Consider the following 22221-nt stretch of genomic DNA (forward strand, 5'->3'; position numbering starts at 1 on the left):
ACGCCTCACCGAAGACCTCAACCGCGAGTGATCAACGGCTTACCCAACACTTTCTCAGGCCAGCAGAGCTCGGGCCGCCTCCGCGTTCTCGCCAGTGCCCTCGATCTTCGGTGACAACGCTCAACGTTCGATGTCACAGGACAACGATGTCCTGACATCGAAGTTTGAGTGGCCTGGGTCACTCCCCGGCTCTTGAGTGGGTGATGCCTCGTGTGAGATCGAATAGGGCGAAGTGGTGCCCGACGGCGGATGGGCTGACCCAGGTGTCGTATTTGTCGATGAGTTCGTGCCACGCCTGTGCGGCCGTCATGCCGTTCTCGTAGAGGGCGGCGAGTCTGGTGTGGTGATCTTCTGAGATCACGAGGTGTCGGCCGACTGGTGTGCGGTTGAGGAAGCGTGGGCTGAGGATCCGCTTGGCCGCAAGCGACCGCCGAACCTGCACTCCACCCTCGAAGAACCCCAGGTCAAACGCGCCCAGGTCAGGATCTGCGTACGCATCCGCGAGCTGTCCCATCCCGCCACCCCACAGCGCCTCGTGCTGATCAAACTTCGATGACACAGGACACTCGTCCACCCGTGCCGCGGCTCCCGCGTGGTGCGCTTGACACGGAAATCGAACATCCATTCTGATGGGATTCCGGCCGGGTTTTCCCGGGCCCGGCCGTGGAGTTGTCCACAGGTCGGGAGGACGTCGAGGCCCATTGTCAGTGGCAGGGGTTAGCGTCTGTGACGTGAAGCGATCGACTCAAGCAAATCGGGTGGAACCCATGGCAGGAACCGACCGCGAGAAGGCGCTGGACGCCGCGCTCGCACAGATTGAACGACAGTTCGGCAAGGGCGCGGTGATGCGCCTCGGGGAGCGGCCGAACGAGCCCATTGAGGTCATCCCCACGGGATCGACCGCCCTCGACGTCGCCCTCGGCGTCGGCGGTCTGCCGCGCGGCCGCGTGGTGGAGGTGTACGGGCCGGAGTCCTCCGGTAAGACGACGCTGACGCTGCACGCCGTGGCGAACGCGCAGCGCCAGGGCGGCTCGGTGGCCTTCATCGACGCCGAGCACGCCCTCGACCCGGAGTACGCGAAGAAGCTCGGCGTCGACATCGACAGCCTCATCCTGTCCCAGCCGGACAACGGTGAGCAGGCGCTGGAGATCACCGACATGCTGGTGCGCTCGGGCGCACTGGACCTGATCGTCATCGACTCCGTGGCGGCCCTGGTGCCCCGTGCGGAGATCGAGGGCGAGATGGGCGACTCGCACGTGGGCCTCCAGGCCCGGCTGATGAGCCAGGCCCTCCGCAAGATCACCAGTGCGCTCAACCAGTCCAAGACCACCGCGATCTTCATCAACCAGCTCCGCGAGAAGATCGGCGTGATGTTCGGCTCTCCGGAGACCACGACCGGTGGCCGGGCGCTGAAGTTCTACGCCTCGGTGCGCCTCGACATCCGCCGGATCGAGACGCTGAAGGACGGCACCGACGCGGTCGGCAACCGCACCCGCGTCAAGGTCGTCAAGAACAAGGTCGCCCCGCCGTTCAAGCAGGCTGAGTTCGACATCCTCTACGGCCAGGGCATCAGCCGCGAGGGCGGTCTGATCGACATGGGCGTGGAGCACGGCTTCGTCCGCAAGGCCGGCGCCTGGTACACGTACGAGGGCGACCAGCTCGGCCAGGGCAAGGAGAACGCCCGCAACTTCCTCAAGGACAACCCCGACCTCGCCAACGAGATCGAGAAGAAGATCCTGGAGAAGCTGGGTGTCGGCGTCCGCCCGGACGCCGCCGCGGGCGAGCCCGGCGCAGACGCGGCACCGGCGGCCGACACGGCGGCGAAGCCCGCGACCACCGCGACCACCAAGGCCAAGCCGGCCAAGACCGCGGCGGCCAAGAGCTAGACCGTGACACGTCGTACGGAGTGGCCGGACACCCCCGCCGAGCCCAGCGGCGGTGCCGGATCCGATGACGGGGCCGTCGACGCGTCCGCTGCCGCGCGGGGGGCGGCAGCGGACGACGTCGGAATGCGGTCCGGGCGCCGGTCACGCGGTGGAGCGGGCGCCGGGAGCGGATTCGGCGAGGGAGCGGGCCGCCGTGCCCGTTCCGGCACCAGAAGCAGCGGCTCCCCTTCCTCGTCGAGGGCCGAGAAGGGGGAGCCGCGTGACCCGGTCGAGCAGGCGCGCAACATCTGTCTGCGACTGCTCACCGGGACACCGCGGACGCGCAAACAGCTCGCGGACGCCCTGCGCAAGCGGGAGATCCCGGACGAGGCGGCCGAAGAGGTGCTCGCGCGCTTCGAGGACGTCGGGCTGATCGACGACGCGGCGTTCGCCGGGGCATGGGTGGAGTCCCGGCACCACGGCCGGGGGCTCGCGCGCCGCGCCCTCGTCCGTGAACTGCGGACGAAGGGCGTGGACTCCGCCGTGATCGACGAGGCGGTCGGGCAGCTCGACTCGGACCAGGAGGAGGAGACGGCGCGCGAGCTCGTGGCCCGCAAGCTCCGCTCCACTCGGGGGCTGGACCGGGACAAGCGGCTGCGCCGCCTGGCGGGGATGCTCGCACGCAAGGGATACGGGGAGGGCATGGCCCTGCGGGTGGTGCGTCAGGCGCTGGAAGAGGAGGGCGAGGACACGGAAGGCCTGGACGAGCCTTTCTGATACCGATCCCTTGACGTGATCCCTGACGCTTGACGCGATGCCCCGACGTGAGTCCCCCACCAATCCTCTGGCGTGAGTCCTTGTCGGAGTCTTGAAGCGGGCCCTTGTCCCGTGGCTACTGTCCGGCCAAGGAAGCGCGGCGGATGGTGGCGTCCAGGAGGGCCAGGGCATCGGCGGCGGTGCGGCCGGCATGGCGGTTCCAGGGGCCGATCAGCCCTGACCACCCTTGTGCGCGCAGCTCCGTGATCAGCCAGGCGCCGGCCCGGTCCACGGTGTCGAGGGAGCCGTAGCCGAGGCGGTGCGCGGAGATCATGGCGCCGCAGACACAGCGTGCGCCACGGGCGTTCCGCAGCCGGTAGGGGGTGTTCTGCCAGCCCCACTCGGCCAGGATCTGCCGTGCGTAGCCGAGATGGGCCGAGGGACGCAGGTCGCTCTGCCCGACCCGCCGCCAGAAGTGGACGCGGTCGGGCAGCATCGCACCCAGCCGTCCGGGCAGCGGGCGCTGGTGCGGCGGCGGCGCGGGCAGGGACCGCACCGTGTCGTCGATCAGTCGGTCCACGGGGACGGACAACAGGCTCCGCCAGTCGGAGGGCCGTGCGGGTACGGGGGTGAGTACGGGGGCCGGCGCCGACTCGGGGGCGCTGTGTTCCCAGCCCGTGCTGTGCTCCCAGCCCGAGACGATCTGCTGCCATGCCTGGGTGTCGTGCAGCCGGGCTGCCTGGCCGTCGAGCTGGTCGGGGGTGAGGACAGTGGTCGTCATATGCGCTCATCTCCGTACATTTCGGTCCTCTGTGTGAGGCGAATGTCGGTCACGCGCGGCGATTGCTCCAGTGGAACGTGGCGTTCGGGTGCGGCAGCGCAGAGCCGGCGCCCGGTATCTGAGGTCAAGTGCCGGGCACCGGGGGGAGGCACCAGATCGTGGGTACGAGGGCGGGCGTCAGGCGGAGCCGACCGGGAGCCCCGCCGCGCGCCAGGCCTGGAAGCCGCCGATCAGATCGGTGGCCCGATGCAGTCCCAGCAGCCGCAGTGAGGCGACCGCGAGGCTGGAGGCGTATCCCTCGTTGCAGATGACGACGATCTGGAGGTCATGGCCGACCGCCTCGGGTGCGCGGTGACTGCCCTGCGGGTCGAGCCGCCACTCCAGCTCGTTGCGTTCGACGACCAGCGCACCGGGGATCAGTCCGTCCCGGTCGCGAAGTGCCGCGTACCGGATGTCCACCAGCAGCGCCCCGCCTTCCGCCGCAGCGGCGGCGGCGAGCGGGTCGATCCGGTCGTAGCCGGCCCTGACCCGCTCCAGCAGCTCGTCGATCCCCACCGGGCCAGGGGTGCCCGTGCTGGGGTTCTCGCTCACTGCCAGTCCTCGGGGCTCTCGGTCTGCTCCAGCCGGAGCACGGCACCGGTGCGGCTGAACCGGCGGATCCGCGGCAGCGGCGGGTAGTAGGCGTGGACGGAGATCGCGTGCGCGTCCTCGGACTCGTTGAGCACTTCGTGGACGTGGTTCCGGCCGAAGGCCCGCCCCTGACCGGTCGCCAGTTCCCTCGACCGGTCCACCCCGTCCGTCAGCTCCAGCGTCTTCCAGCCGTCGGTGGGCAGCCGCACGACGAGCGAGTGCTCCCTGAGGGCACCGGCCGCCGTCGTGAACGCGCCGATCGAGTCGGCGTGATCGTGCCAGCCCGTACCGGTGCCGGGCGGCCAGCCGATCAGCCACGACTCGCTGCCGCCCGGTCCGTCGAGCCGGATCCAGGTCCGGCCCTCCGGATCGAGGGGCAACGAGGCGATGAGCGCCTCGTCCCGGGCGGTGCGGCGGACGAACTCCAGCAGCTCCCCGCTCGTCGGCGAGGCCCCGGAAGCGGAGGTAGAGGAGGCAGCGGAGACGGGGGAGGCAGAGGAGGCAGCAGAGGAAACAGGGGAAGGAGGAGGAGACACCGAGCCGGCCGTGGCCACGGCGGAGTGAGCGGAAGACACGAGGACCGTCCTGAGAGTTCGCGCGGGACCCCGGCCGTGCGGAGAGCGGCACGGACCGGCATAGGGAGGCGATTCAGCAGGACGGGCGACACACGCAGCCCGCGTAACGGACGAGGTCCATATGGACCCTCCGCCACAGGCGCACATCGGTGTCGGTCATGATCTGGAGTACACCACGCGTGCCCGTGACGGTCAATGTTCGTCCGCGTTCGTCCGCCACGGACGCACATGTACGGACGCACATGTACGGACGCACACGTACGGACGCACATGTACGACGGACGACGGACCACCGGTCAGCGGTGCCCGGCGGTCCCGTCGGCATGGACCCGCGTCCGGGCCCCCTTCTCGTCGCTGCTCTCCCGGCTCTCCCGGCTCTCCCGGCTCTCCCGGTTCTTCCGGCTCTCGCTCTCCTCGTCCTCCGCTTCCGCGCGCTCCCGCCCAGCACGCGGCGCACCGCCCAGCGCCGCCTGGGCCGCGGTGAACAGCTCCGCCGGCCGTACGCCGCCGAAGGCCGCCACCAGATGCCCGTCCGGCCGGACCAGCAGCACGGTGTGGGCCGAGGCTCCCGGATAGCTCTCGGTGACCAGCAGTTCCGTCGTACCGGGGAGCGCCGCCACGGCGTCCGTGAGGCGGGGCATGACGCCCGCCGTCTGCCAGTGCCGCCGGTCCCAGACGCCGGTCCCCGGCGCGACCAGGATCACCAGCGGATGCCCCTGCCCGAGCCGCTCCCGCAGCCGTGTCGTCGTTCCGTCCGGCGCGGTCACCGTCACATCCACGACCGGCGCACCGGGGGGCGTACCAACAACGGTGTGCGCCTCTGCGTGCGGAGGTGAAAGGGGGGAGTGCGAGTACGAAGGGGGCGCACCCAGTGCCCCGCGGCCCAGATGTCCGTCGGCGAGCAGGGTGTCGTGACCGCGTGCGGCGCCCGGGACCAGCGTCCGCAGACCGCCTCCGCCGCGCAGTATCGGCAGCGACTGATCGGCGGCGCGCAACCGGGCGGCCACTGCGGCCCGCCGCTCCGCCTGGTAGCTGTCGAGGAGCTGCTCGGCCGGGCCGTGGTGCCAGGCGTGGGCCAGCTTCCAGGCCAGGTTCTCGGCGTCCCGGATGCCCTCGTCGAGCCCTTGTGTGCCCAGCGCCCCCAGGAGGTGCGCCGCGTCTCCCGCCAGGAAGGCGCGCTGCCTGCGCCAGCGCCGGGCGAGCCGGTGGTGGAGCGTGTGGACGCCGGTGTCCAGCAGTTCGTACGGAGGGGTCTCGCCGCACCAGCCGGCCAGCGTGTCCCGGATCCGGGTGATCACCGCTTCCGGGGTGACCAGTTCGCCGCGTGGCGGCAGCAGCCAGTCCAGCCGCCAGACGCCGTTCGGCAGCGGTCGGGCGGAGACCTCCTCACCGCCGGTCCGCCACGGCGGCTGCCGGTGCGACACGGCCTGGCCGGGCCAGGGCAGTTCGGCCCGGAGCGCGGCGACGGCATGCCGCTCCACCGCCGTACGACCGGGAAAGCGGATGTCGAGCAGCTTGCGCACGGTCGACCGGGCGCCGTCGCAGCCGACCAGATAACTCCCGCGCCACCAGGTCGACCCCGGCTCCCTGGTGTGCACGGTGATGCCGTCGCGGTCCTGCTCCAGGGTGTCGATCCGGCTCAGCGGCACCAGCCGGACCAGCGGTTCCTTGTCCACCGCCGCACGCAGCGCGGCGCTCAGCTCGTGCTGCGGCAGGTGCAGCGGTGCGGGGACGAGCCCGGGGAGCGGCTCGCCGCCCTCGTCCGGCCGGCCCCCGCGCAGCGGCATCTCCCGGACCAGCTGCTTCCGGCGCATCGAACGCCAGCCCGTCCAGCGCAGCCCGACCCGGTCCAGCTCCCGGCAGCCGAGGCGGCCCACCAGGTCGGCGGTGTCCTCGCGCAGCACGACCGTGCGGGCGGGCCGGGGCTCCTCCGCGCCGGGGCCCTCGTCGAGGAGGACCGACGGGACGCCCTGGGCGGCGAGGGCCAGCGACAGCGTCAGGCCGACGGGCCCGGCGCCGACGACGATCACCGGGTCCACAGCGCGTACCCTCCGGCCCTGACGGTCATGCGGAACGTGGCAGAGGTAGCCGGGTGCGTGATCACAGAACGTATGCAACCCACTGGTGGTACGTGCGTCAAGTGACCGAGGCAGCGACGCGTGCGCCGCTGCCTCGAATGCTCCTGCCGGGAGGGGCCCGGAAGGCCCCGGGGAGGTCAGTCCTTCGTCACTCCGGCCCCAGCGGCACCATCGACCGTCGGGCCTGCGCCCCCTGCGCCCCCCGCCCTCGGGCCGGGGATGTCCTCCGCCGTGGGGATGTCGGCGGTCTGGACGCCGGGCGCCACCTTGATGCCGGTCTTGGCCCGGCGCCCGCGCTTCTCGATCCACGTAGCCAGCGCCGAGAGCAGCAGACACATCGCGATGTAGATCGTGCCGATGACGACGATCGTCGAGACGTACGGGTACTGGCCGTTCACCTGGGTGTTGGAGGCGATCAGACGCGCGGTCTGGAGCAGCTCCGGGTACAGGATGATGAAGCCGAGCGAGGTGTCCTTGAGGGTCACCACGAGCTGGCTGATGATCGTCGGCAGCATCGACCGGATCGCCTGCGGCATCAGGACGGTCGTCATGACCTGCGTCTTGCTCATGCCGAGGGCGTACGCGGCCTCGCTCTGGCCCTTGGGCACCGAGTTGATCCCGGCGCGCAGCACCTCGGCCTGGACACAGCCGTTGTAGACGGAGAGGCCCGCGGCCAGCGCCCACATCGAGTAGTCGGTGAGGAAGCCGACCCAGATCGCGTAGATGGTGATCAGCAGCGGCAGCGAGCGGAACAGCTCGATGAAGGTGGTCGCCACCCAGCGGACCGGCTTGTGGTCGGAGAGCCGGCCCACCGCCAGGAGCACGCCGAGGACCAGCGAACCGACCGCGGCGAGACCGAACGCCTTGAGGGTGGCGAGCACCGCGTCGGCGATGTTCTGCCGGATGCCCGCGTAGTTGAAGATGTCCCACATCTCAGGGGCGAGGTGCCCCTTGTCGGCCAGCCGCAGGACGCTGACGACGAGCAGCGCCACGATGGCGAGGCTGCCGACGACGGCGTAGATCCGGTTGCGGACGACGGCCTTGGGGCCCGGGGCGTCGTAAAGAACGCTGGCGCTCATCGGGCGACCTCCATGCGACGCTCCAGCAGCCGGAAGAGGCCGCTGATGGTAAAGGTGATGATCAGGTACCCGATGGCCACCCAGATGAAGACGGGGACGATGTCGTAGCCCTTGTCACTCATGAGCTTCTGCCAGCCGAACAACTCGGCGTTGCTGAAGGCGCCGGCGATCGCGGAGTTCTTCGTCAGGGCGATGAAGATGCTGCTCAGCGGCGGGATCACCGTGCGCGTGGCCTGGGGGAGCACCACGATCTGCAGGGTCTGGGCGAACGTCATGCCGATCGAGCGCGCGGCCTCCGCCTGTCCCAGCGGCACGGTGTTGATGCCGGAGCGGACCGCCTCGCAGACGAAGGACGAGGTGTAGAAGCCGAGGGCCAGGGAGCCGAGGACGAACGGGCTCATCCCCGGGAAGAGGATCTCCGGCACCACGAAGAAGAAGATCAGGAAGAGCAGCGTCAGCGGGGTGTTGCGCATCAGCGTGACCCACGCGGTGCCGAAGTACCGCAGCGGCGGCACCGGCGAGACGCGGAATCCGGCGAGGACCACACCGAGAACCAGGGCGATAAGCGAGCTGACGGCGGTGATCGACACAGTTCCTATGAAGCCGTCGCGGAACGCTGGGAAATTGTCGAGCAGTACGTTCATGAGGTCTCCGCGTCGGCGGTCATCGGCATCGGGGCAGGGGAAGGAGCGCCCCGTACGCCCGCCGCCCCCGGGGAGAGGGGGGCGGCGTACGGGACGACTGGGTCACTCGCGGGGCGCCGTGACGGATGTCGGCGCTCGGGCACCAGGAGGTGCTGGGCACCAGGAGGTGCTGGGCACCGGGAGGTGCCGGGCGCCCGACGGTGCCGGGCGCCCGAGGGCGTCAGTAGCGCTCGATGGCCGGCGGGTCGACGTAGTCCGAACCGGACAGGCCGAGGGTGGCCTCGTAGATCTTCTTGTACGTGCCGTCCTTGACGCGGTCCTCCAGCGACTTGCTGATGGCCTCGCGCAGCACCTTGTCGTCCTTGTTCAGGCCGACGCCGTAGGGCTCGTCGGTGAACGGCTTGCCGACGACCTTGAGCTTGCCCTTGTTGGCGGCGGCGTAGCCCTTGAGGATCGAGTCGTCCGTGGTGACGGCGTCGACCTGCTTGGTCAGCAGCTGCTGCACGCAGTCGGAGTACTTGGCCAGCTCGACGACGCTCGCGCCGTACTCCGGCTTCTTGATCTCCTGCAGCGGCGTGGAGCCGACGATCGAGCAGACCTTCTTGCCCTTCACCGACTCCTTGCCGGTGATCGCCGTCTCGTCCTTGCGCACCAGCAGGTCCGCGCCGGCCTTGTAGTACGGACCGGCGAAGCCGACCTGCTTCTTGCGCTCGTCGTTGATCGTGTAGGTGCCGACGTAGTAGTCGACCTGGCCCTTGGAGATGGCCGTCTCACGGACACCGGAGTCGACGGTCTTCCACTCGATCTGCTTCTCCGAGAAGCCGAGGTCGGCGGCGACCATCTTGGCGATCTCGATGTCGAAGCCCGAGCGCTCCTTGGTCGACTGGTCCTCGAAGCCGAGGTACGGCTGGTCGGCCTTGGCGCCGATGATCAGCTTGCCGCGCTCCTTGGCCTTCTTGAAGACCGGGGAGTCGAGGTCGACACCGGTGGCCGCGGTGTAGGTGGGGAGCGCGGGGGCGTCGGAGGAACCCGGCTTCGTGCCGCCCGGCTTGTCACCGGCGGAGCCCTCCTTGCCACCGCACGCGGTCGCGGTCAGGGCGAGGACGGCGATGGCCGCCACGGCGGCGGACTTGCGGAGCTTCATGTGAACAATCCTTATGTCGTAGGTCGTTGGCGTCAGTGGTGAAGGATCTTCGACAGGAAGTCCTTGGCCCGGTCGCTGCGCGGATTGCTGAAGAACTGTTCGGGCGTCGCCTCTTCGACGATCTTCCCGTCCGCCATGAACACGACGCGGTTGGCGGCGGACCGGGCGAAGCCCATCTCGTGGGTGACGACGATCATCGTCATCCCGTCCCGGGCCAGCTGCTGCATGACTTCGAGGACCTCGTTGATCATCTCCGGGTCGAGCGCCGACGTGGGCTCGTCGAAGAGCATGACCTTCGGGTCCATCGCCAACGCCCTCGCGATCGCGACGCGTTGCTGCTGGCCACCGGAGAGCTGCGCCGGGTACTTGTCGGCCTGTACGCCGACGCCCACCCGGTCGAGCAGGGTCCGGGCCTTCTCCTCCGCGGCCTTCTTGTCGGCCTTGCGGACCTTGATCTGGCCCAGCATGACGTTCTCCAGCACCGTCTTGTGTGCGAAGAGATTGAACGACTGGAAGACCATGCCCACGTCGGCACGCAGCCTGGCCAGCTCCTTGCCCTCCTGGGGCAGAGGCTTGCCGTCGATCGAGATCGCTCCCGAATCGACCGTCTCCAAGCGGTTGATCGTGCGGCACAGCGTGGACTTGCCGGACCCGGAAGGCCCGATGACGACCACGACCTCGCCCCGGGCGATGGTCAGGTCGATGTCCTGGAGCACATGCAGCGCGCCGAAGTGCTTGTTGACGTTGCTCAGTACGACCAGGTCGTTCGCCGCGGGCGCGGCATCCTCGGCGTCCTTGGTCACTGAAACTCCGCTCATCGGCTTCTTGCTCCGTCCTCCTCGGTTGAACAAGGACCCTAATGACGCAGTGCGACCAACGTCATTACATCTGAGCGGAAATTGAGCATAACGATCCGGCGGCAACCGGACACTCCGCGTGAACAGGACGCCCGGCGCCGCCCCGGGGCGTACCGGGTGCATAACGGAAACCCCGCTGTAACCGGCAGCCTCTTGACTGGTGTGCCGTTCATCGGCGTGGATGCCTTGAGCGAGGTCGACGCGGAGCGTCGATGAACGGCAGACCGCGACACGGGTCTTCCGGATGAAGCAGGGTGAAACGCGGGACAACACCCGGTGACAGCGTGCAACGGTTGCACGGATGAGCCCGAGGGGCCGGACGGCCCCGGGAGAGACGGAGGGAGGGTCATGAGACTGCTGCTCGTCGAGGATGACGACCATGTCGCCGCGGCCCTGTCCGCCGTGCTCGCCCGGCACGGATTCAAGGTCGTGCACGCCCGCAACGGCGAAGAGGCCCTCCGCGCGCTGCTGCCCGCCGAGAAGGAGCCCTTCGGAGTGATCCTCCTCGACCTCGGCCTGCCCGACCAGGACGGCTACGAGGTGTGCGGCAAGATCCGCAAGCGCACCACGACCCCCGTGATCATGGTCACCGCCCGCGCCGACGTGCGCTCGCGCATCCACGGCCTCAACCTCGGCGCCGACGACTACGTCACCAAGCCGTACGACACCGGCGAGCTGCTCGCCCGTATCCACGCGGTCGCCCGGCGCACGTCGAGCGGCGAGGACACCGCCCCCACCCCCGTCGCCGCCCTGCGCCTCGGGCCGGTCGCCATCGAGCTGCCGACCCGCCGGGTCAGCGTCGAGGGCGAGGAAGTCCAGCTCACCCGCAAGGAGTTCGACCTGCTGGCCCTCCTCGCCCAGCGCCCCGGCGTCGTCTTCCGCCGCGAGCAGATCATCAGCGAGGTCTGGCGCACCAGCTGGGAGGGGACCGGGCGCACCCTGGAGGTCCACGTCGCCTCCCTGCGCTCCAAGCTGCGGCTGCCCACCCTCATCGAGACCGTGCGGGGCGTCGGCTACCGGCTCGTCGCGCCGTCCGCGTAACCGACCGGGTACGTTTCCCCGGTGCGCTCCCGCCTGCTCCCGCTGCTCATCGTCCTGATGGCCGCAGTCCTGGTCACCCTCGGCTTCCCGCTCGCGATCAGCGTGGCCGCCGCCGAGCAGCAGCGCCTGGTCATCGACCGGATCGACGACACGGCACGGTTCGCCGCCCTGGCCCAGTCCATCACCGACACCTCGCCGGACAGCGAGGAGCGCCGCCGCACCCTCCAGACCGATCTGGAGGTCTACGCCTCGGTCTACGACATCCGCGCCGGCGTCTTCTTCCAGGACGACCGGGCCCTGGCCAAGGCGCCCCGCTCCTGGACCCTGCCCGCGGAGGGGGAGGGGCGCACGGCCTTCGGCGAGGCGCTCCTCGGCCGCCGCTCGCACGATCCGCCGCAGGTCTGGCCCTGGCAGAACGGGCGCGTCGTCGTCGCCTCGCCCGTGGTGCGCGACGGTGACGTGGTCGCCGTGGTCGTCATCGACTCGCCCACCGGCGAGATGCGTTCCCGGATCCTGCGGACCTGGCTGCTCATCGGTCTCGGCGAGGCACTCGCCCTGCTGGTGGCGGTCGCCGCGGCGTTCCGGCTCACCGGCTGGGTCCTGCTGCCCGTACGGACCCTGGACGCGGCCACCCGCGACATCGCCGGGGGCCGCATGCGCTCCCGCGTCGCCGCCTCCGCCGGGCCGCCGGAACTCCGGCACCTGGCCCGCTCCTTCAACGAGATGGCGGACAACGTCGAGGACGTGCTGGAGCAGCAGCGCGCCTTCGTCGCCGACGCCTCGCACCAGCTGCGCAACCCGCTCGCCGCCCTGCTGCTGCGCATCGAACTGCTCGCCCTGGAGCTGCCCGAGGACAGCGAGGAGATCGCGGCCGTGCGCACCGAGGGCAAGCGGCTGGCCCGGGTCCTCGACGACCTCCTGGACCTCGCGCTGGCCGAGCACACCGAGGCGGACCTCCAGCTCATCGACCTCGTCCCGCTCACCGCCGAGCGGGTCGCCTCCTGGCGCCCGATGGCGGACCGGGAGGGCGTGCGTCTCACCCTGGAGGGCGCTGCGGCGGTCACCGCCTGGGCCGACCCCGTGGCGCTCTCCAGCGCCCTGGACGCGGTGATCGACAACGCCCTGAAGTTCACCCCGGCCGGCGAGGACGTCACCGTCACCGTCGCCGCCGGAACCCGTACGACGACCGTCGTGGTCGCCGACCGGGGCCCCGGCCTCACCGAAGCGGAACTGGAACGCGTCGGCGACCGCTTCTGGCGCAGCACCCGCCACCAGAACGTCAGCGGATCGGGGCTCGGCCTCTCCATCTCCCGGGTGCTGCTCGCGGCGGGCGGCGGCTCGATCGCGTACGAGCACCACGCACCGCACGGCCTGCGGGTGACCGTCTCGCTGCCCCGCGAACGACAGGGCGGCTGAGCCGGGCACCCCCGCGTCAGGCGGTTCCGCGCTCTCGCCGCGAGGCGGTCACGGCTTCACCGAGCGGTAGTAGTCCTTGGCCCCTTCGTGCACGTCCAGCGGATCCGTGTAGATGGCCGTCCGCAGATCCACCAGCTGCGCCGCGTGCACCTCGCGCCCGATCCGGTCCCGGCTGTTGATCACCGTCCGGGTGAAGGCCTCGGTCATGCCCGCGTCCGTACGGTCGGTCGTGACGAGCAGATTGGGGACGGCGACGGTGGGCACCGACTGGCCCTGCTGGGCCTCCGGATAGGCGTCGGCGGGCATCATGGCCGACCGGTAGAACCGGGTCGGCCCGGTCGCCGCCTGCAGCTTCGCGACCAGGGCGGCCTCCAGCGGCACCAGCCGGATGTCGAACCGCTCCGACAGCTCCTGCACGGCACCGGTGGGCAGCCCGCCCGACCAGAAGAAGGCGTCCAGCTGCCCCTGCGTCAGCCGTACGGGCATGGTGTCGATGCCCACCGGCACCGGGGTGATGTCGTCGTCCGGATCGAGCCCCGCCGCCTTCAGCAGCCGGTCTGCGACCAGCCGCACCCCGGAACCCTCCTGGCCGACCCCCACCCGCTTGCCCCGCAGATCGGAGGCGCTGCGGATGTCGGAGTCGCGGGGGACGACCAGCTGCACGTAGTCGTCGTACAGCCGGACGCAGCCGCGCAGCCGCTGGGCCCCCGGCCTGCCGTCGCGCAGATAGGTGGCCACGGCGTCGGCCGTCGCGATGGTGAAGTCCGCCTCGCCCGTCGCCACCCGGGCGAGGTTCTGCTGCGACCCCTCACTGGTCCGCAGCCGTATGGCCACCTCCGGCATGTCCTTGGCGAGCGCGTCCTCCAGCCGCTCCCCGTACCGCTGGTAGACGCCGCTGGGCACTCCGGTGGAGAAGGTGAGCGGACCGTGCAGGCCCCCCTCGTCCCGCTGGGGCAGCAGCCACCACGCGAGCAGCCCGAGCACGACCGCGAGCACGGCGCCCGTCTGCAGGGTGCGCCGGCGGCCGAATCGGGACAGAGCGTGGTGCATGCGCGCGATCCTGCCAGCTCACCCGCCCCCCTGGCCAGGCTCGCCCGTGAGGCCCCGCCCCACAGCGGGCGGGGCCGGGAAGAGGGGCGGGGCACGGGGCAGGGGGGACGCCGCCCGGCAACCGCCTACCCTTGTCCCATGAGCAGCGGCAACCGGAGCGAAGCAGTGGACGTCCAGAAGAGCTACGAAGTGCGCACCTACGGGTGCCAGATGAACGTCCACGACTCCGAACGGCTGTCGGGTCTCCTGGAGGGCGCCGGCTACGTCCGCGCCCCCGAGGGCTCCGACGGCGACGCCGACGTCGTCGTCTTCAACACCTGCGCGGTGCGGGAGAACGCCGACAACAAGCTCTACGGCAACCTCGGCCGCCTCGCCCCCATGAAGACCAGGCGGCCCGGGATGCAGATCGCCGTCGGCGGCTGCCTGGCGCAGAAGGACCGCGAGACCATCGTCAAGCGCGCCCCCTGGGTCGACGTCGTCTTCGGCACGCACAACATCGGCAAGCTGCCGGTCCTCCTGGAGCGCGCCCGCGTCCAGGAAGAGGCGCAGATCGAGATCGCCGAGTCCCTGGAAGCCTTCCCCTCCACGCTCCCCACCCGCCGCGAGTCCGCCTACGCCGCGTGGGTCTCCATCTCCGTCGGCTGCAACAACACCTGCACCTTCTGCATCGTCCCGGCGCTGCGCGGCAAGGAGAAGGACCGCCGCACCGGCGACATCCTGGCGGAGATCGAGGCACTGGTCGCCGAGGGAGTCTCCGAGATCACCCTCCTCGGCCAGAACGTCAACGCGTACGGCTCCGACATCGGCGACCGCGAGGCCTTCTCCAAGCTGCTGCGCGCCTGCGGGAAGATCGAGGGCCTGGAGCGCGTCCGCTTCACCTCGCCGCACCCCCGCGACTTCACCGACGACGTCATCGCCGCCATGGCCGAGACGCCCAACGTGATGCCGCAGCTCCACATGCCGATGCAGTCCGGCTCCGACACCATCCTGAAGGCGATGCGCCGCTCCTACCGTCAGGAGCGCTTCCTCGGGATCATCGAGAAGGTGCGCGCCGCGATGCCGGACGCGGCGATCTCCACCGACATCATCGTGGGCTTCCCCGGCGAGACCGAGGAGGACTTCGAGCAGACGATGCACGCCGTCCGCGAGGCGCGGTTCGCCAACGCGTTCACCTTCCAGTACTCCAAGCGCCCCGGGACCCCGGCCGCCGACATGGACGGCCAGATCCCCAAGGAGGTCGTCCAGGAGCGGTACATGCGCCTGTCCGCCCTCCAGGAGCAGATCTCCTGGGACGAGAACAAGAAGCAGGTCGGCCGCACCCTGGACGTCATGGTCGCCGAGGGCGAGGGCCGCAAGGACGGCGCCACCCAGCGCCTCTCCGGCCGTGCCCCCGACAACCGCCTGGTCCACTTCACGCAGCCCGAGCAGGCCGTGCGCCCGGGCGACGTGGTGACCGTCGAGATCACCTACGCCGCCCCGCACCACCTGCTGGCCGAGGGCACGCCGCTCGCCGTACGGTCCACCCGCGCCGGCGACGCCTGGGAGAAGCGCACCACCGAGGCCGCCGCCAAGCCCGCCGGAGTGATGCTGGGCCTCCCCGGCATCGGCGCCCCGGACCCCCTTCCGGCCGCCACGGCGCCGGCCTGCGGCATCGGCTGACGGCTGGGGGCGGCGGGGACTGACCCAGGGTCGGGGCCGAGCGGGTCCGGGGGCCCGAGCCGACCGCCCCACGCCGCCCGTGACCACCGGCCCACGGCCCGGTCCGGGCAGGCCGCTTCCGTGCGACCGTCGGCACCGAGCGACAGGCCCGAGCGGCAGGCCCGAGCGGCCGACCGGTTCGCGACCGTCGGCACCGAGCCGCAGGCCCGAGCGGCCCGACCAACTCGCGACCGTCGGCACCGAGCGACAGGCCCGAGCGGCCCGACCGGCTCGCGACCGTCGGCAAGTACGCTGACCGGCATGCTTGTCGCCGCCGCCGTCTGCCCCTGTCCGCCGCTCCTGGTGCCCGAGGTCGCCGCCGGGGCCGCCCCCGAACTCGACGCCGCGCGTGACGCGAGCCTCGACGCCGTCGGCGTGCTCGCCGCCGCGCGCCCGGACCTGCTCGTCGTCGTGGGACCCGGAGACGAGCCGTCCGGATCGGGCGAGCACCCGACCGTCGGGCCCTACCCGCCCGGCGCGCACGGCTCCTTCCGGGGCGTCGGCGTGGACCTCGACGTGACGCTCGGCCACGCGCCCGACGGCGCCACGACAGCGGGCCGTCCGCTGCCCCTGTCCCTCGCGGTGGGCGCCTGGCTGCTGGGCCGGGCCCGCTGGACCGGCGCTCCCGTCGAAGGGCTCGCCCTCCTGCCGACCGCGGCCCCCGGGGACTGCGCGGAGGCCGGCCGTGCCGTCGCCGGACGCGCCGAGCGGGTCGCACTCCTGGTGATGGGCGACGGCAGCGCCTGCCGCACCCTCAAGGCGCCCGGCTACCTCGACGACCGGGCCGTCGCCTTCGACGCCCGGGCCACCGAGGCGCTCGGATCCGCGGACCTCGACGCCATCGCCGCGCTCGACGCCGCACTGGCCCACGAGCTCAAGGTGGCCGGACGGGCCCCCTGGCAGCTGCTCGGCGGCGCCGCGCGGGACGCCGGGCTCGCGGGACGGCTGCTGTACGAGGACGCACCGTACGGCGTCGGCTACACCGTCGCAGCCTGGTCCTGAAGGAACCGGATCCGGCCGGGCCGGTGCCGAACAGACCGGCGGCGGGCCCGGAGCGCTCGGCTCCGGACCCGCCGCCGGGGCGGGACGACGGTTGCGTCAGGACGCGGGCGGCGGCGGAGGAGGCGTGTTGCCGGGGCCGCCGGGGGTGCTTCCGGGCGTACCCGGAGCGCCGGGGGTTCCGGGCGTGCCGCCGTCCTTCTGGCCCAGCTTGTCCACGGCCTCCTTGGCCTTGCGCGTACCCGAGTCGATCTTGTCGCTGTACTTGCCCTTGGTCTTCTGGTCGACCGTGCGCGCGGCCTTGTCGAGACCCTGCTCGATCTTGCCCCCGTGCTGCTGCGCGAGGTCGCCGACCTTCTCCTTGGCCGGACCCAGCTTCGCCTTCAGGTTGTCCAGGAACCCCATTGGGTCACCTTCCGTGCAGTGTGGAGGTCTGTCGTGGCGGGAGTGTTCTCCCGTCCCCATTGTCCGTCACCTGTCCGTTCCTGCCGTTTTTACGCCTCCGATGGCGCCACCCGGCGTGTGTTCGGGAGGGCCCGGACTTTTTGGGAGACTGTCCGGGTGACCCCTCCCCACCCCGCCCCCCGCGTCATTACCGTCGTAGGCCCCACAGCGGCCGGAAAATCGGATCTGGGGGTCTTTCTCGCCCAGCGGCTCGGCGGCGAGGTGATCAACGCCGACTCCATGCAGCTGTACCGGGGGATGGACATCGGCACGGCGAAGCTGACGCTCCCCGAGCGCGACGGCGTACCGCACCATCTGCTGGACATCTGGGACGTCACCGAGACCGCCAGCGTCGCCGAGTACCAGCGCCTGGCCCGCCTGGAGATCGACCGGCTGCTCGCCGAGGGGCGCACCCCCGTCCTGGTCGGCGGCTCCGGCCTGTACGTGAAGGGCGCCATCGACGCCCTGGAGTTCCCCGGTACGGACCCCGAGGTGCGCGCCCGCCTGGAGGCGGAGCTGGCCGAGGACGGCTCCGGCGCCCTGCACGCACGCCTCGCCGCCGCCGACCCGGAAGCCGCCCGGTCCATCCTGGCGAGCAACGGCCGCCGCATCGTCCGCGCCCTCGAAGTCATCGAGATCACCGGCAAGCCCTTCACCGCCAACCTCCCCGGCGACGAGCCGGTCTACGACGCCGTCCAGATCGGCGTCGACGTGGACCGCCCGGAACTGGACGAGCGCATCGCCCTGCGCGTCGACCGGATGTGGGAGGCGGGGCTCATGGACGAGGTGCGCGCCCTGGAGGCGTCCGGGCTGCGCGAGGGACTCACCGCCTCACGGGCCCTCGGCTACCAGCAGATCCTCGCGGCGCTCGCGGGGGAGTGCACCGAGGACGAGGCGCGGGCCGAGACCGTGCGCGCCACCAAGCGCTTCGCGCGCCGCCAGGATTCGTGGTTCCGCCGCGACCCGCGTGTCGTGTGGCTCGGCGGCGGGGACCATGACCGGGGGGAACTCCCGCACCGGGCACTGACGTTGGTCGAACGGGCGGTCACAGCCTGATCACGTGATGGCATCGGGAAGCTCCGCCCGTCAATGCGGCGCCCCTGACCGTGCCATCATCGAGCATCGATCCACCAGTGGAGTCCGAGTTGGGAGGGCGCGTGGCGATGGAGGCCGGCCCTCGCGACACGGAGCAGCGCGACACAGAGCACGAGGTGCCGTCGCCGCGGGAGACCGCGGGACGGCTGAGCCCCGACGGGCCCGACGAGCAGGACGTGGCCCCCGAGGTCGAGGTGGAGCTGCGCCCCACCCGCAAGCTGCGGATCTGGCAGCTCGCCCCCATCGTCATGCTGGCCGCGGTCGGCTCGCTGATGTTCGCCTTCCCGCTCGCCTTCGAGTTCGGCGACGGCGGCGCGATCGTCGCCATGCTGGGACTCCTGATCAGCTGCTGCGCGGCCGGCTGGGGCATGATGGCGGCCCGCCGCGTGGGTCACACCTGGCCCGGACTGCCCTCCCGGGGCTCGGGCGACCGCCCGGACTGGCGGGTGATCGCGCTGTACGCCGTGACCGGCCTCGCCCTGGTCGCCCTCGCCGTCTGGCGCGTCGCCCGGCTGCGCTGACGGTCGCGGACCCGCGCGACGAGCCCTCTCGCGCGGGGGCTCCCCCGGACGCCGGGGTCCTCCGGAGCCGGTTGTCGGTGCCGCCTCGTACAGTGGGCGTGTGAGCACCTCGCAGATCGCCTTCCTCAAGGGTCACGGCACCGAGAACGACTTCGTGATCGTCCCGGACCCGGACAACGCCCTCACGCTGCCCGCCGCCCTCGTCGCCCGGCTCTGCGACCGCCGGGCCGGGATCGGCGGCGACGGACTGCTGCACGTCGTGCGGTCCGCCGCGCACCCCGAGGCGCGGTCCATGGCGGACGAGGCCGAATGGTTCATGGACTACCGCAACGCGGACGGCTCGATCGCCGAGATGTGCGGCAACGGCGTGCGGGTCTTCGCGCACTATCTCCAGCGTGCCGGCCTCGTCGAGGAGGGCGACCTGACCGTCGCCACCCGCGGCGGCGCCAAGCGCGTGCACCTCGCCAAGAACGGCGACATCACCGTCTCCATGGGACAGGCCCTGCTGCCCGAGGCGAGTGTCACGGTCAGCGTGGACGGCCGTAGCTGGCCCGCCCGCAACGTCAACATGGGCAATCCCCACGCCGTCGCGTTCGTCGACGACCTGGACCACGCGGGCGATCTGTTCACCGCCCCGCCCTTCACCCCCGAGGCGGTCTACCCGGAAGGCGTCAACGTCGAGTTCGTCGTCGACCGGGGCCCGCGCCACGTCGGCATGCGCGTCCACGAGCGCGGCTCCGGCGAGACCCGCTCCTGCGGCACCGGTGCCTGCGCGGTCGCCGTCGCCGCCGCCCGCCGGGACGGCGCCGACCCCGTCGTGACCGGGCTCCCCGTCACGTACCGGGTGGATCTCCCGGGCGGCACCCTCGTCATCACCGAGCACCCCGACGGCGCGGTCGAGATGACCGGCCCCGCCGTGATCGTCGCCGAAGGCGTCATCGACCCGGCCTGGCTCGAAACCGCCTGAGCATGGCTTGACGCTTTCCGTGCAGCGGCTCGCCGCCCTCTGAAGCGGAGCTCGCTCGAAACGGTGATCGGTCCGGGCTTCGCTCGAATGGGTGATCCGTTTCACGCTGGGCGAGAGCTGGACTGCGCCACGTGGTGGGCTCGATAGCATCAAGCACCGGCCCCGAGGCGCATCCAGCCCTCGCCCCGCCGGTCGAGTCGCCGGAGGTGCCCATGAGTGCAGAGGCCGCCGATCCGGGCGCCCCCCTTCGCAGGCGGAGCCGCCCCCGGATCGATCTGCGCAGACTGGGCCGGGTGGCACTGCGCGGCCCGGTCTCCCGCGACCGGCTGCCCGACGCCATCAGCCATGTCGCCGAGGCGCACCGCGCCCACCACCCCGACGCCGACCTGACCATCCTGCGCCGCGCCTACGTCCTCGCGGAGTCCTCGCACCGCGGCCAGATGCGCAAGAGCGGCGAGCCGTACATCACACATCCGCTGGCCGTGACGCTGATCCTCGCCGAGCTGGGCGCGGAGACCACCACCCTCACCGCCTCCCTGCTCCACGACACCGTCGAGGACACGGAGGTGACGCTCGATCAGGTCAAGGAGGAGTTCGGCGACGAGGTCTGCTATCTCGTCGACGGGGTCACCAAGCTGGAGAAGGTCGACTACGGCGCCGCCGCGGAACCGGAGACCTTCCGCAAGATGCTCGTCGCCACCGGCAACGACGTCCGGGTGATGTCCATCAAGCTCGCGGACCGGCTGCACAACATGCGCACCCTCGGGGTGATGCGCCCCGAGAAGCAGGCCCGGATCGCCAAGGTCACCCGGGACGTCCTCATCCCGCTCGCCGAACGGCTCGGCGTACAGGCGCTCAAGACCGAGCTGGAGGACCTGGTCTTCGCGATCCTGCACCCCGAGGAGTACGAGGAGACCCGCGCCCTGATCGCCGCCGCCAAGGGCCCGGACGACCCACTCGAAACCATCGCCGACAACGTGACGCACACCCTGCGCGACGCGGGCATCAGCGCCGAAGTCCTCATCAGGCCGCGCCACTTCGTCTCCGTGCACCGGGTCCGCGGGAAACGCGGCGAACTGCGCGGCACCGACTTCGGCCGACTGCTCGTCCTGGTCGGCGAGGACGCCGACTGCTATGCCGTCCTCGGTGAACTGCACACCTGCTTCACCCCGGTGATCTCCGAGTTCAAGGACTTCATCGCCGCCCCCAAGTTCAACCTCTACCAGTCGCTGCACACCGCCGTCGTCGGTCCCGAGGGGGCCGTCGCCGAAGTCCTCATCCGTACCCACCGGATGCACAAGGTCGCCGAGGCGGGCGTCGTCGCGCTTGGCAACCCGTACGCCCAGGACCCCGCCGCCGCCCCGCAGACCGAGCCGTCCGACGAGCGCGCCGACCCGACCCGGCCCGGCTGGCTCTCCCGGCTGCTGGACTGGCAGGAGTCCGCCACCGACCCCGACACCTTCTGGACCACCCTGCGCGACGACCTCGCCCAGGACCGCGAGATCACCGTCTTCCGCACCGACGGCGGCACCCTCGGGCTGCCCGCCGGGGCCAGCTGCGTCGACGCCGCCTACGCGCAGTACGGCGACCGGGCCCACACCGCCATCGGGGCCCGGGTCAACGGCCGCCTCGCCACCCTGAGCACCGTCCTCAGCGACGGCGACACCGTGCAGCCGCTGCTCGCCCAGGACACCGCCTCCGGCCCATCGCCCGACTGGCTCGACCACGCGCGCACCCCCGCCGCCCGGATCGCGATCACCGGCTGGTTCAGCGACCACCCGGACGAGGCGAAGCCCGACCCGGAGACCGCCGGGGCGACCTCTTCCGGCGCTCCGGGCGAGGCCGCCGCCGCAGCGGGCTCCTCGGCTTCCCCGGCCTCCCCGGCTTCCCCGGCTTCTTCGGATCGCGACGCTCCGGGGGGCGCAGCCCCGGCCCGCAGCCGGTCCGGGCCGCGCGCCGCGGGCGTCGTCGTCGAGGGTCCGGACGCGCCGGTGCGCCTGGCCGGGTGCTGTACGCCGGTGCCCCCCGACGAGCTGACCGGCTTCGTCGTCCGGGGCGGCGCGGTCACCGTGCACCGCCGGGAGTGCCCCGCCGTCGCCGCGATGCAGGAGATCGGCCGGGCCCCGGTCAGGGCCCACTGGGCGGACGGGGAGGGCCGGGAGTCCGACACGGGCTGCCGGGTCACCCTGGTCGCCGAATCGTTCGGCCGCCCCCGCCTCCTCGCCGACCTCACCGAGGCCATCGCCACCGCAGACGCGGCGATCGTCTCCGCCACCGTGGAACCGCCCAGCGAGCAGCGGGTCCGCCACACCTACACCCTTCGGCTCCCCGACGCGGCCGGTCTTCCCGGCCTGATGCGTGCCATGCGCGACGTCGCCGGGGTCTACGACGTCAGCCGCGCCCAGCACCCGGCCCCGACGGGCTGAGCACCCACCAGGGCCGGCCGTTCCGTCGGCCGCCCGCACCGAACGCGTCCGGCCCCGGCAGGCCGAGCGGCACCAGCAACGGCCGCCCCACCGGCCGGCCCGCCCCCAACGCGCCCAGCCGCGACGGGCCGAGCCGTCGCGCACCTCCTGTCCTC

22 protein-coding genes are annotated in these 22221 nt (G+C 71.5%); 10 read left to right on the forward strand and 12 right to left on the reverse strand.

Going from position 1 to position 22221, the window contains the following annotated elements; genetic code table 11:
* Positions 1-178: 178 nt before the first annotated feature.
* Complete coding sequence (locus tag IE145_RS21830; RefSeq protein WP_189527230.1) at positions 179-559, reverse strand: hypothetical protein; 381 nt, start codon at positions 557-559, stop codon at positions 179-181.
* Positions 560-767: 208 nt separating this feature from the next.
* Here IE145_RS21830 and recA point away from each other — a divergent pair, with 208 nt between their 5' ends.
* Both recA and recX read left to right on the forward strand, forming a co-directional pair.
* Positions 768-1886 carry a recombinase RecA gene (gene recA / locus IE145_RS21835; RefSeq protein ID WP_023608766.1) on the forward strand — a complete coding sequence of 373 codons (1119 nt, stop codon included), beginning with the start codon at positions 768-770 and terminating at the stop codon, positions 1884-1886.
* Positions 1887-1889: 3 nt separating this feature from the next.
* The gene (gene recX / locus IE145_RS21840) at positions 1890-2642 is read left to right on the forward strand and encodes a recombination regulator RecX (protein WP_189527149.1); all 753 of its coding nucleotides are present in this window, start codon (positions 1890-1892) and stop codon (positions 2640-2642) included.
* Between the two features lie 115 nt (positions 2643-2757).
* Here recX and IE145_RS21845 read toward each other — a convergent pair whose 3' ends face one another.
* The 9 genes from IE145_RS21845 to IE145_RS21880 all read right to left on the reverse strand — a co-directional run bounded on the left by IE145_RS21845 (position 2758) and on the right by IE145_RS21880 (position 10370).
* A complete protein-coding gene (locus IE145_RS21845) occupies positions 2758-3402 on the reverse strand; it encodes a DUF6197 family protein (RefSeq protein WP_189527150.1) in 645 nt (214 codons plus the stop codon).
* 177 nt (positions 3403-3579) lie between these two features.
* On the reverse strand, positions 3580-3993 hold the full coding sequence (locus tag IE145_RS21850; RefSeq protein WP_189527151.1) for a rhodanese-like domain-containing protein: 414 nt from the start codon (positions 3991-3993) through the stop codon (positions 3580-3582).
* Positions 3990-4607, reverse strand: a complete 618-nt coding sequence (locus IE145_RS21855) for a cupin domain-containing protein (protein ID WP_189527152.1) — start codon at positions 4605-4607, stop codon at positions 3990-3992. Before IE145_RS21855 ends, IE145_RS21850 begins: the two co-directional genes overlap by 4 nt.
* A 73-nt stretch (positions 4608-4680) precedes the next feature.
* Positions 4681-4932 (reverse strand): putative leader peptide, encoded by a 252-nt coding sequence (locus IE145_RS33970; RefSeq protein WP_373296619.1) that lies wholly within the window; start codon positions 4930-4932, stop codon positions 4681-4683.
* Positions 4904-6646: an FAD-dependent monooxygenase gene (locus tag IE145_RS21860; protein WP_189527153.1), complete on the reverse strand. Its 1743-nt coding sequence runs from the start codon at positions 6644-6646 to the stop codon at positions 4904-4906. Before IE145_RS21860 ends, IE145_RS33970 begins: the two co-directional genes overlap by 29 nt.
* Positions 6647-6822: 176 nt before the next feature.
* Entirely contained in the window at positions 6823-7764 is a 942-nt protein-coding gene (locus IE145_RS21865; protein WP_189527154.1) for an amino acid ABC transporter permease, read from the reverse strand.
* On the reverse strand, positions 7761-8408 hold the full coding sequence (locus IE145_RS21870) for an amino acid ABC transporter permease (RefSeq protein ID WP_109196136.1): 648 nt from the start codon (positions 8406-8408) through the stop codon (positions 7761-7763). The genes IE145_RS21865 and IE145_RS21870 overlap by 4 nt, the downstream gene beginning before the upstream one ends.
* A gap of 220 nt (positions 8409-8628) precedes the next feature.
* Positions 8629-9552, reverse strand: a complete 924-nt coding sequence (locus tag IE145_RS21875) for a glutamate ABC transporter substrate-binding protein (RefSeq protein ID WP_069743341.1) — start codon at positions 9550-9552, stop codon at positions 8629-8631.
* 32 nt (positions 9553-9584) lie between these two features.
* Positions 9585-10370, reverse strand: a complete 786-nt coding sequence (locus IE145_RS21880) for an amino acid ABC transporter ATP-binding protein (protein WP_075263900.1) — start codon at positions 10368-10370, stop codon at positions 9585-9587.
* A gap of 387 nt (positions 10371-10757) precedes the next feature.
* On the opposite strand from IE145_RS21880, the gene IE145_RS21885 reads away from it, so the two are divergent.
* A complete protein-coding gene (locus IE145_RS21885; protein WP_189527155.1) occupies positions 10758-11450 on the forward strand; it encodes a response regulator transcription factor in 693 nt (230 codons plus the stop codon).
* Positions 11451-11471: 21 nt separating this feature from the next.
* The gene (locus IE145_RS21890) at positions 11472-12866 is read left to right on the forward strand and encodes a sensor histidine kinase (protein WP_189527156.1); all 1395 of its coding nucleotides are present in this window, start codon (positions 11472-11474) and stop codon (positions 12864-12866) included.
* A 48-nt stretch (positions 12867-12914) separates the two neighbouring features.
* Here the strand turns inward: IE145_RS21890 and IE145_RS21895 are convergent, their stop codons facing one another.
* Positions 12915-13916, reverse strand: a complete 1002-nt coding sequence (locus IE145_RS21895) for a TAXI family TRAP transporter solute-binding subunit (RefSeq protein WP_189527157.1) — start codon at positions 13914-13916, stop codon at positions 12915-12917.
* 138 nt (positions 13917-14054) lie between these two features.
* Here IE145_RS21895 and miaB point away from each other — a divergent pair, with 138 nt between their 5' ends.
* The gene (gene miaB / locus IE145_RS21900) at positions 14055-15575 is read left to right on the forward strand and encodes a tRNA (N6-isopentenyl adenosine(37)-C2)-methylthiotransferase MiaB (protein ID WP_189527158.1); all 1521 of its coding nucleotides are present in this window, start codon (positions 14055-14057) and stop codon (positions 15573-15575) included.
* A gap of 300 nt (positions 15576-15875) precedes the next feature.
* Positions 15876-16616, forward strand: a complete 741-nt coding sequence (locus IE145_RS21905) for a class III extradiol dioxygenase subunit B-like domain-containing protein (protein ID WP_189527159.1) — start codon at positions 15876-15878, stop codon at positions 16614-16616.
* A gap of 96 nt (positions 16617-16712) precedes the next feature.
* Here the strand turns inward: IE145_RS21905 and IE145_RS21910 are convergent, their stop codons facing one another.
* Complete coding sequence (locus IE145_RS21910) at positions 16713-17018, reverse strand: antitoxin (RefSeq protein ID WP_069738675.1); 306 nt, start codon at positions 17016-17018, stop codon at positions 16713-16715.
* Positions 17019-17174: 156 nt separating this feature from the next.
* Here IE145_RS21910 and miaA point away from each other — a divergent pair, with 156 nt between their 5' ends.
* The 4 genes from miaA (at position 17175) to IE145_RS21930 (ending at position 22066) form a co-directional block, all read left to right on the forward strand.
* Entirely contained in the window at positions 17175-18113 is a 939-nt protein-coding gene (gene miaA / locus IE145_RS21915; protein WP_189527160.1) for a tRNA (adenosine(37)-N6)-dimethylallyltransferase MiaA, read from the forward strand.
* Positions 18114-18220: 107 nt separating this feature from the next.
* Positions 18221-18673 (forward strand): hypothetical protein, encoded by a 453-nt coding sequence (locus tag IE145_RS21920; protein ID WP_069738673.1) that lies wholly within the window; start codon positions 18221-18223, stop codon positions 18671-18673.
* 100 nt (positions 18674-18773) lie between these two features.
* Positions 18774-19640 carry a diaminopimelate epimerase gene (gene dapF, locus IE145_RS21925; protein WP_189527161.1) on the forward strand — a complete coding sequence of 289 codons (867 nt, stop codon included), beginning with the start codon at positions 18774-18776 and terminating at the stop codon, positions 19638-19640.
* A 212-nt stretch (positions 19641-19852) separates the two neighbouring features.
* A complete protein-coding gene (locus IE145_RS21930) occupies positions 19853-22066 on the forward strand; it encodes a RelA/SpoT family protein (protein ID WP_189527162.1) in 2214 nt (737 codons plus the stop codon).
* Positions 22067-22221 lie beyond the last annotated feature (155 nt).

It is taken from the genome of Streptomyces sindenensis (assembly GCF_014649035.1).
GTDB classification, from domain to species: Bacteria; Actinomycetota; Actinomycetes; order Streptomycetales; family Streptomycetaceae; genus Streptomyces; species Streptomyces sindenensis.

Bases quoted from the DNA above. Each gene is read 5' to 3' on its own strand.
- miaB (WP_189527158.1), top strand. From the start codon at position 14,055: ATGAGCAGCGGCAACCGGAGCGAAGCAGTGGACGTCCAGAAGAGCTAC.
- IE145_RS21885 (WP_189527155.1), top strand. From the start codon at position 10,758: ATGAGACTGCTGCTCGTCGAGGATGACGACCATGTCGCCGCGGCCCTG.
- IE145_RS21880 (WP_075263900.1), bottom strand. From the start codon at position 10,370: ATGAGCGGAGTTTCAGTGACCAAGGACGCCGAGGATGCCGCGCCCGCG.
- recA (WP_023608766.1), top strand. From the start codon at position 768: ATGGCAGGAACCGACCGCGAGAAGGCGCTGGACGCCGCGCTCGCACAG.
- IE145_RS21865 (WP_189527154.1), bottom strand. From the start codon at position 7,764: ATGAGCGCCAGCGTTCTTTACGACGCCCCGGGCCCCAAGGCCGTCGTC.
- IE145_RS21920 (WP_069738673.1), top strand. From the start codon at position 18,221: ATGGAGGCCGGCCCTCGCGACACGGAGCAGCGCGACACAGAGCACGAG.
- IE145_RS21910 (WP_069738675.1), bottom strand. From the start codon at position 17,018: ATGGGGTTCCTGGACAACCTGAAGGCGAAGCTGGGTCCGGCCAAGGAG.
- IE145_RS33970 (WP_373296619.1), bottom strand. From the start codon at position 4,932: ATGCCGACGGGACCGCCGGGCACCGCTGACCGGTGGTCCGTCGTCCGT.
- IE145_RS21905 (WP_189527159.1), top strand. From the start codon at position 15,876: ATGCTTGTCGCCGCCGCCGTCTGCCCCTGTCCGCCGCTCCTGGTGCCC.
- IE145_RS21875 (WP_069743341.1), bottom strand. From the start codon at position 9,552: ATGAAGCTCCGCAAGTCCGCCGCCGTGGCGGCCATCGCCGTCCTCGCC.
- IE145_RS21845 (WP_189527150.1), bottom strand. From the start codon at position 3,402: ATGACGACCACTGTCCTCACCCCCGACCAGCTCGACGGCCAGGCAGCC.
- IE145_RS21870 (WP_109196136.1), bottom strand. From the start codon at position 8,408: ATGAACGTACTGCTCGACAATTTCCCAGCGTTCCGCGACGGCTTCATA.
- IE145_RS21930 (WP_189527162.1), top strand. From the start codon at position 19,853: ATGAGTGCAGAGGCCGCCGATCCGGGCGCCCCCCTTCGCAGGCGGAGC.
- IE145_RS21895 (WP_189527157.1), bottom strand. From the start codon at position 13,916: ATGCACCACGCTCTGTCCCGATTCGGCCGCCGGCGCACCCTGCAGACG.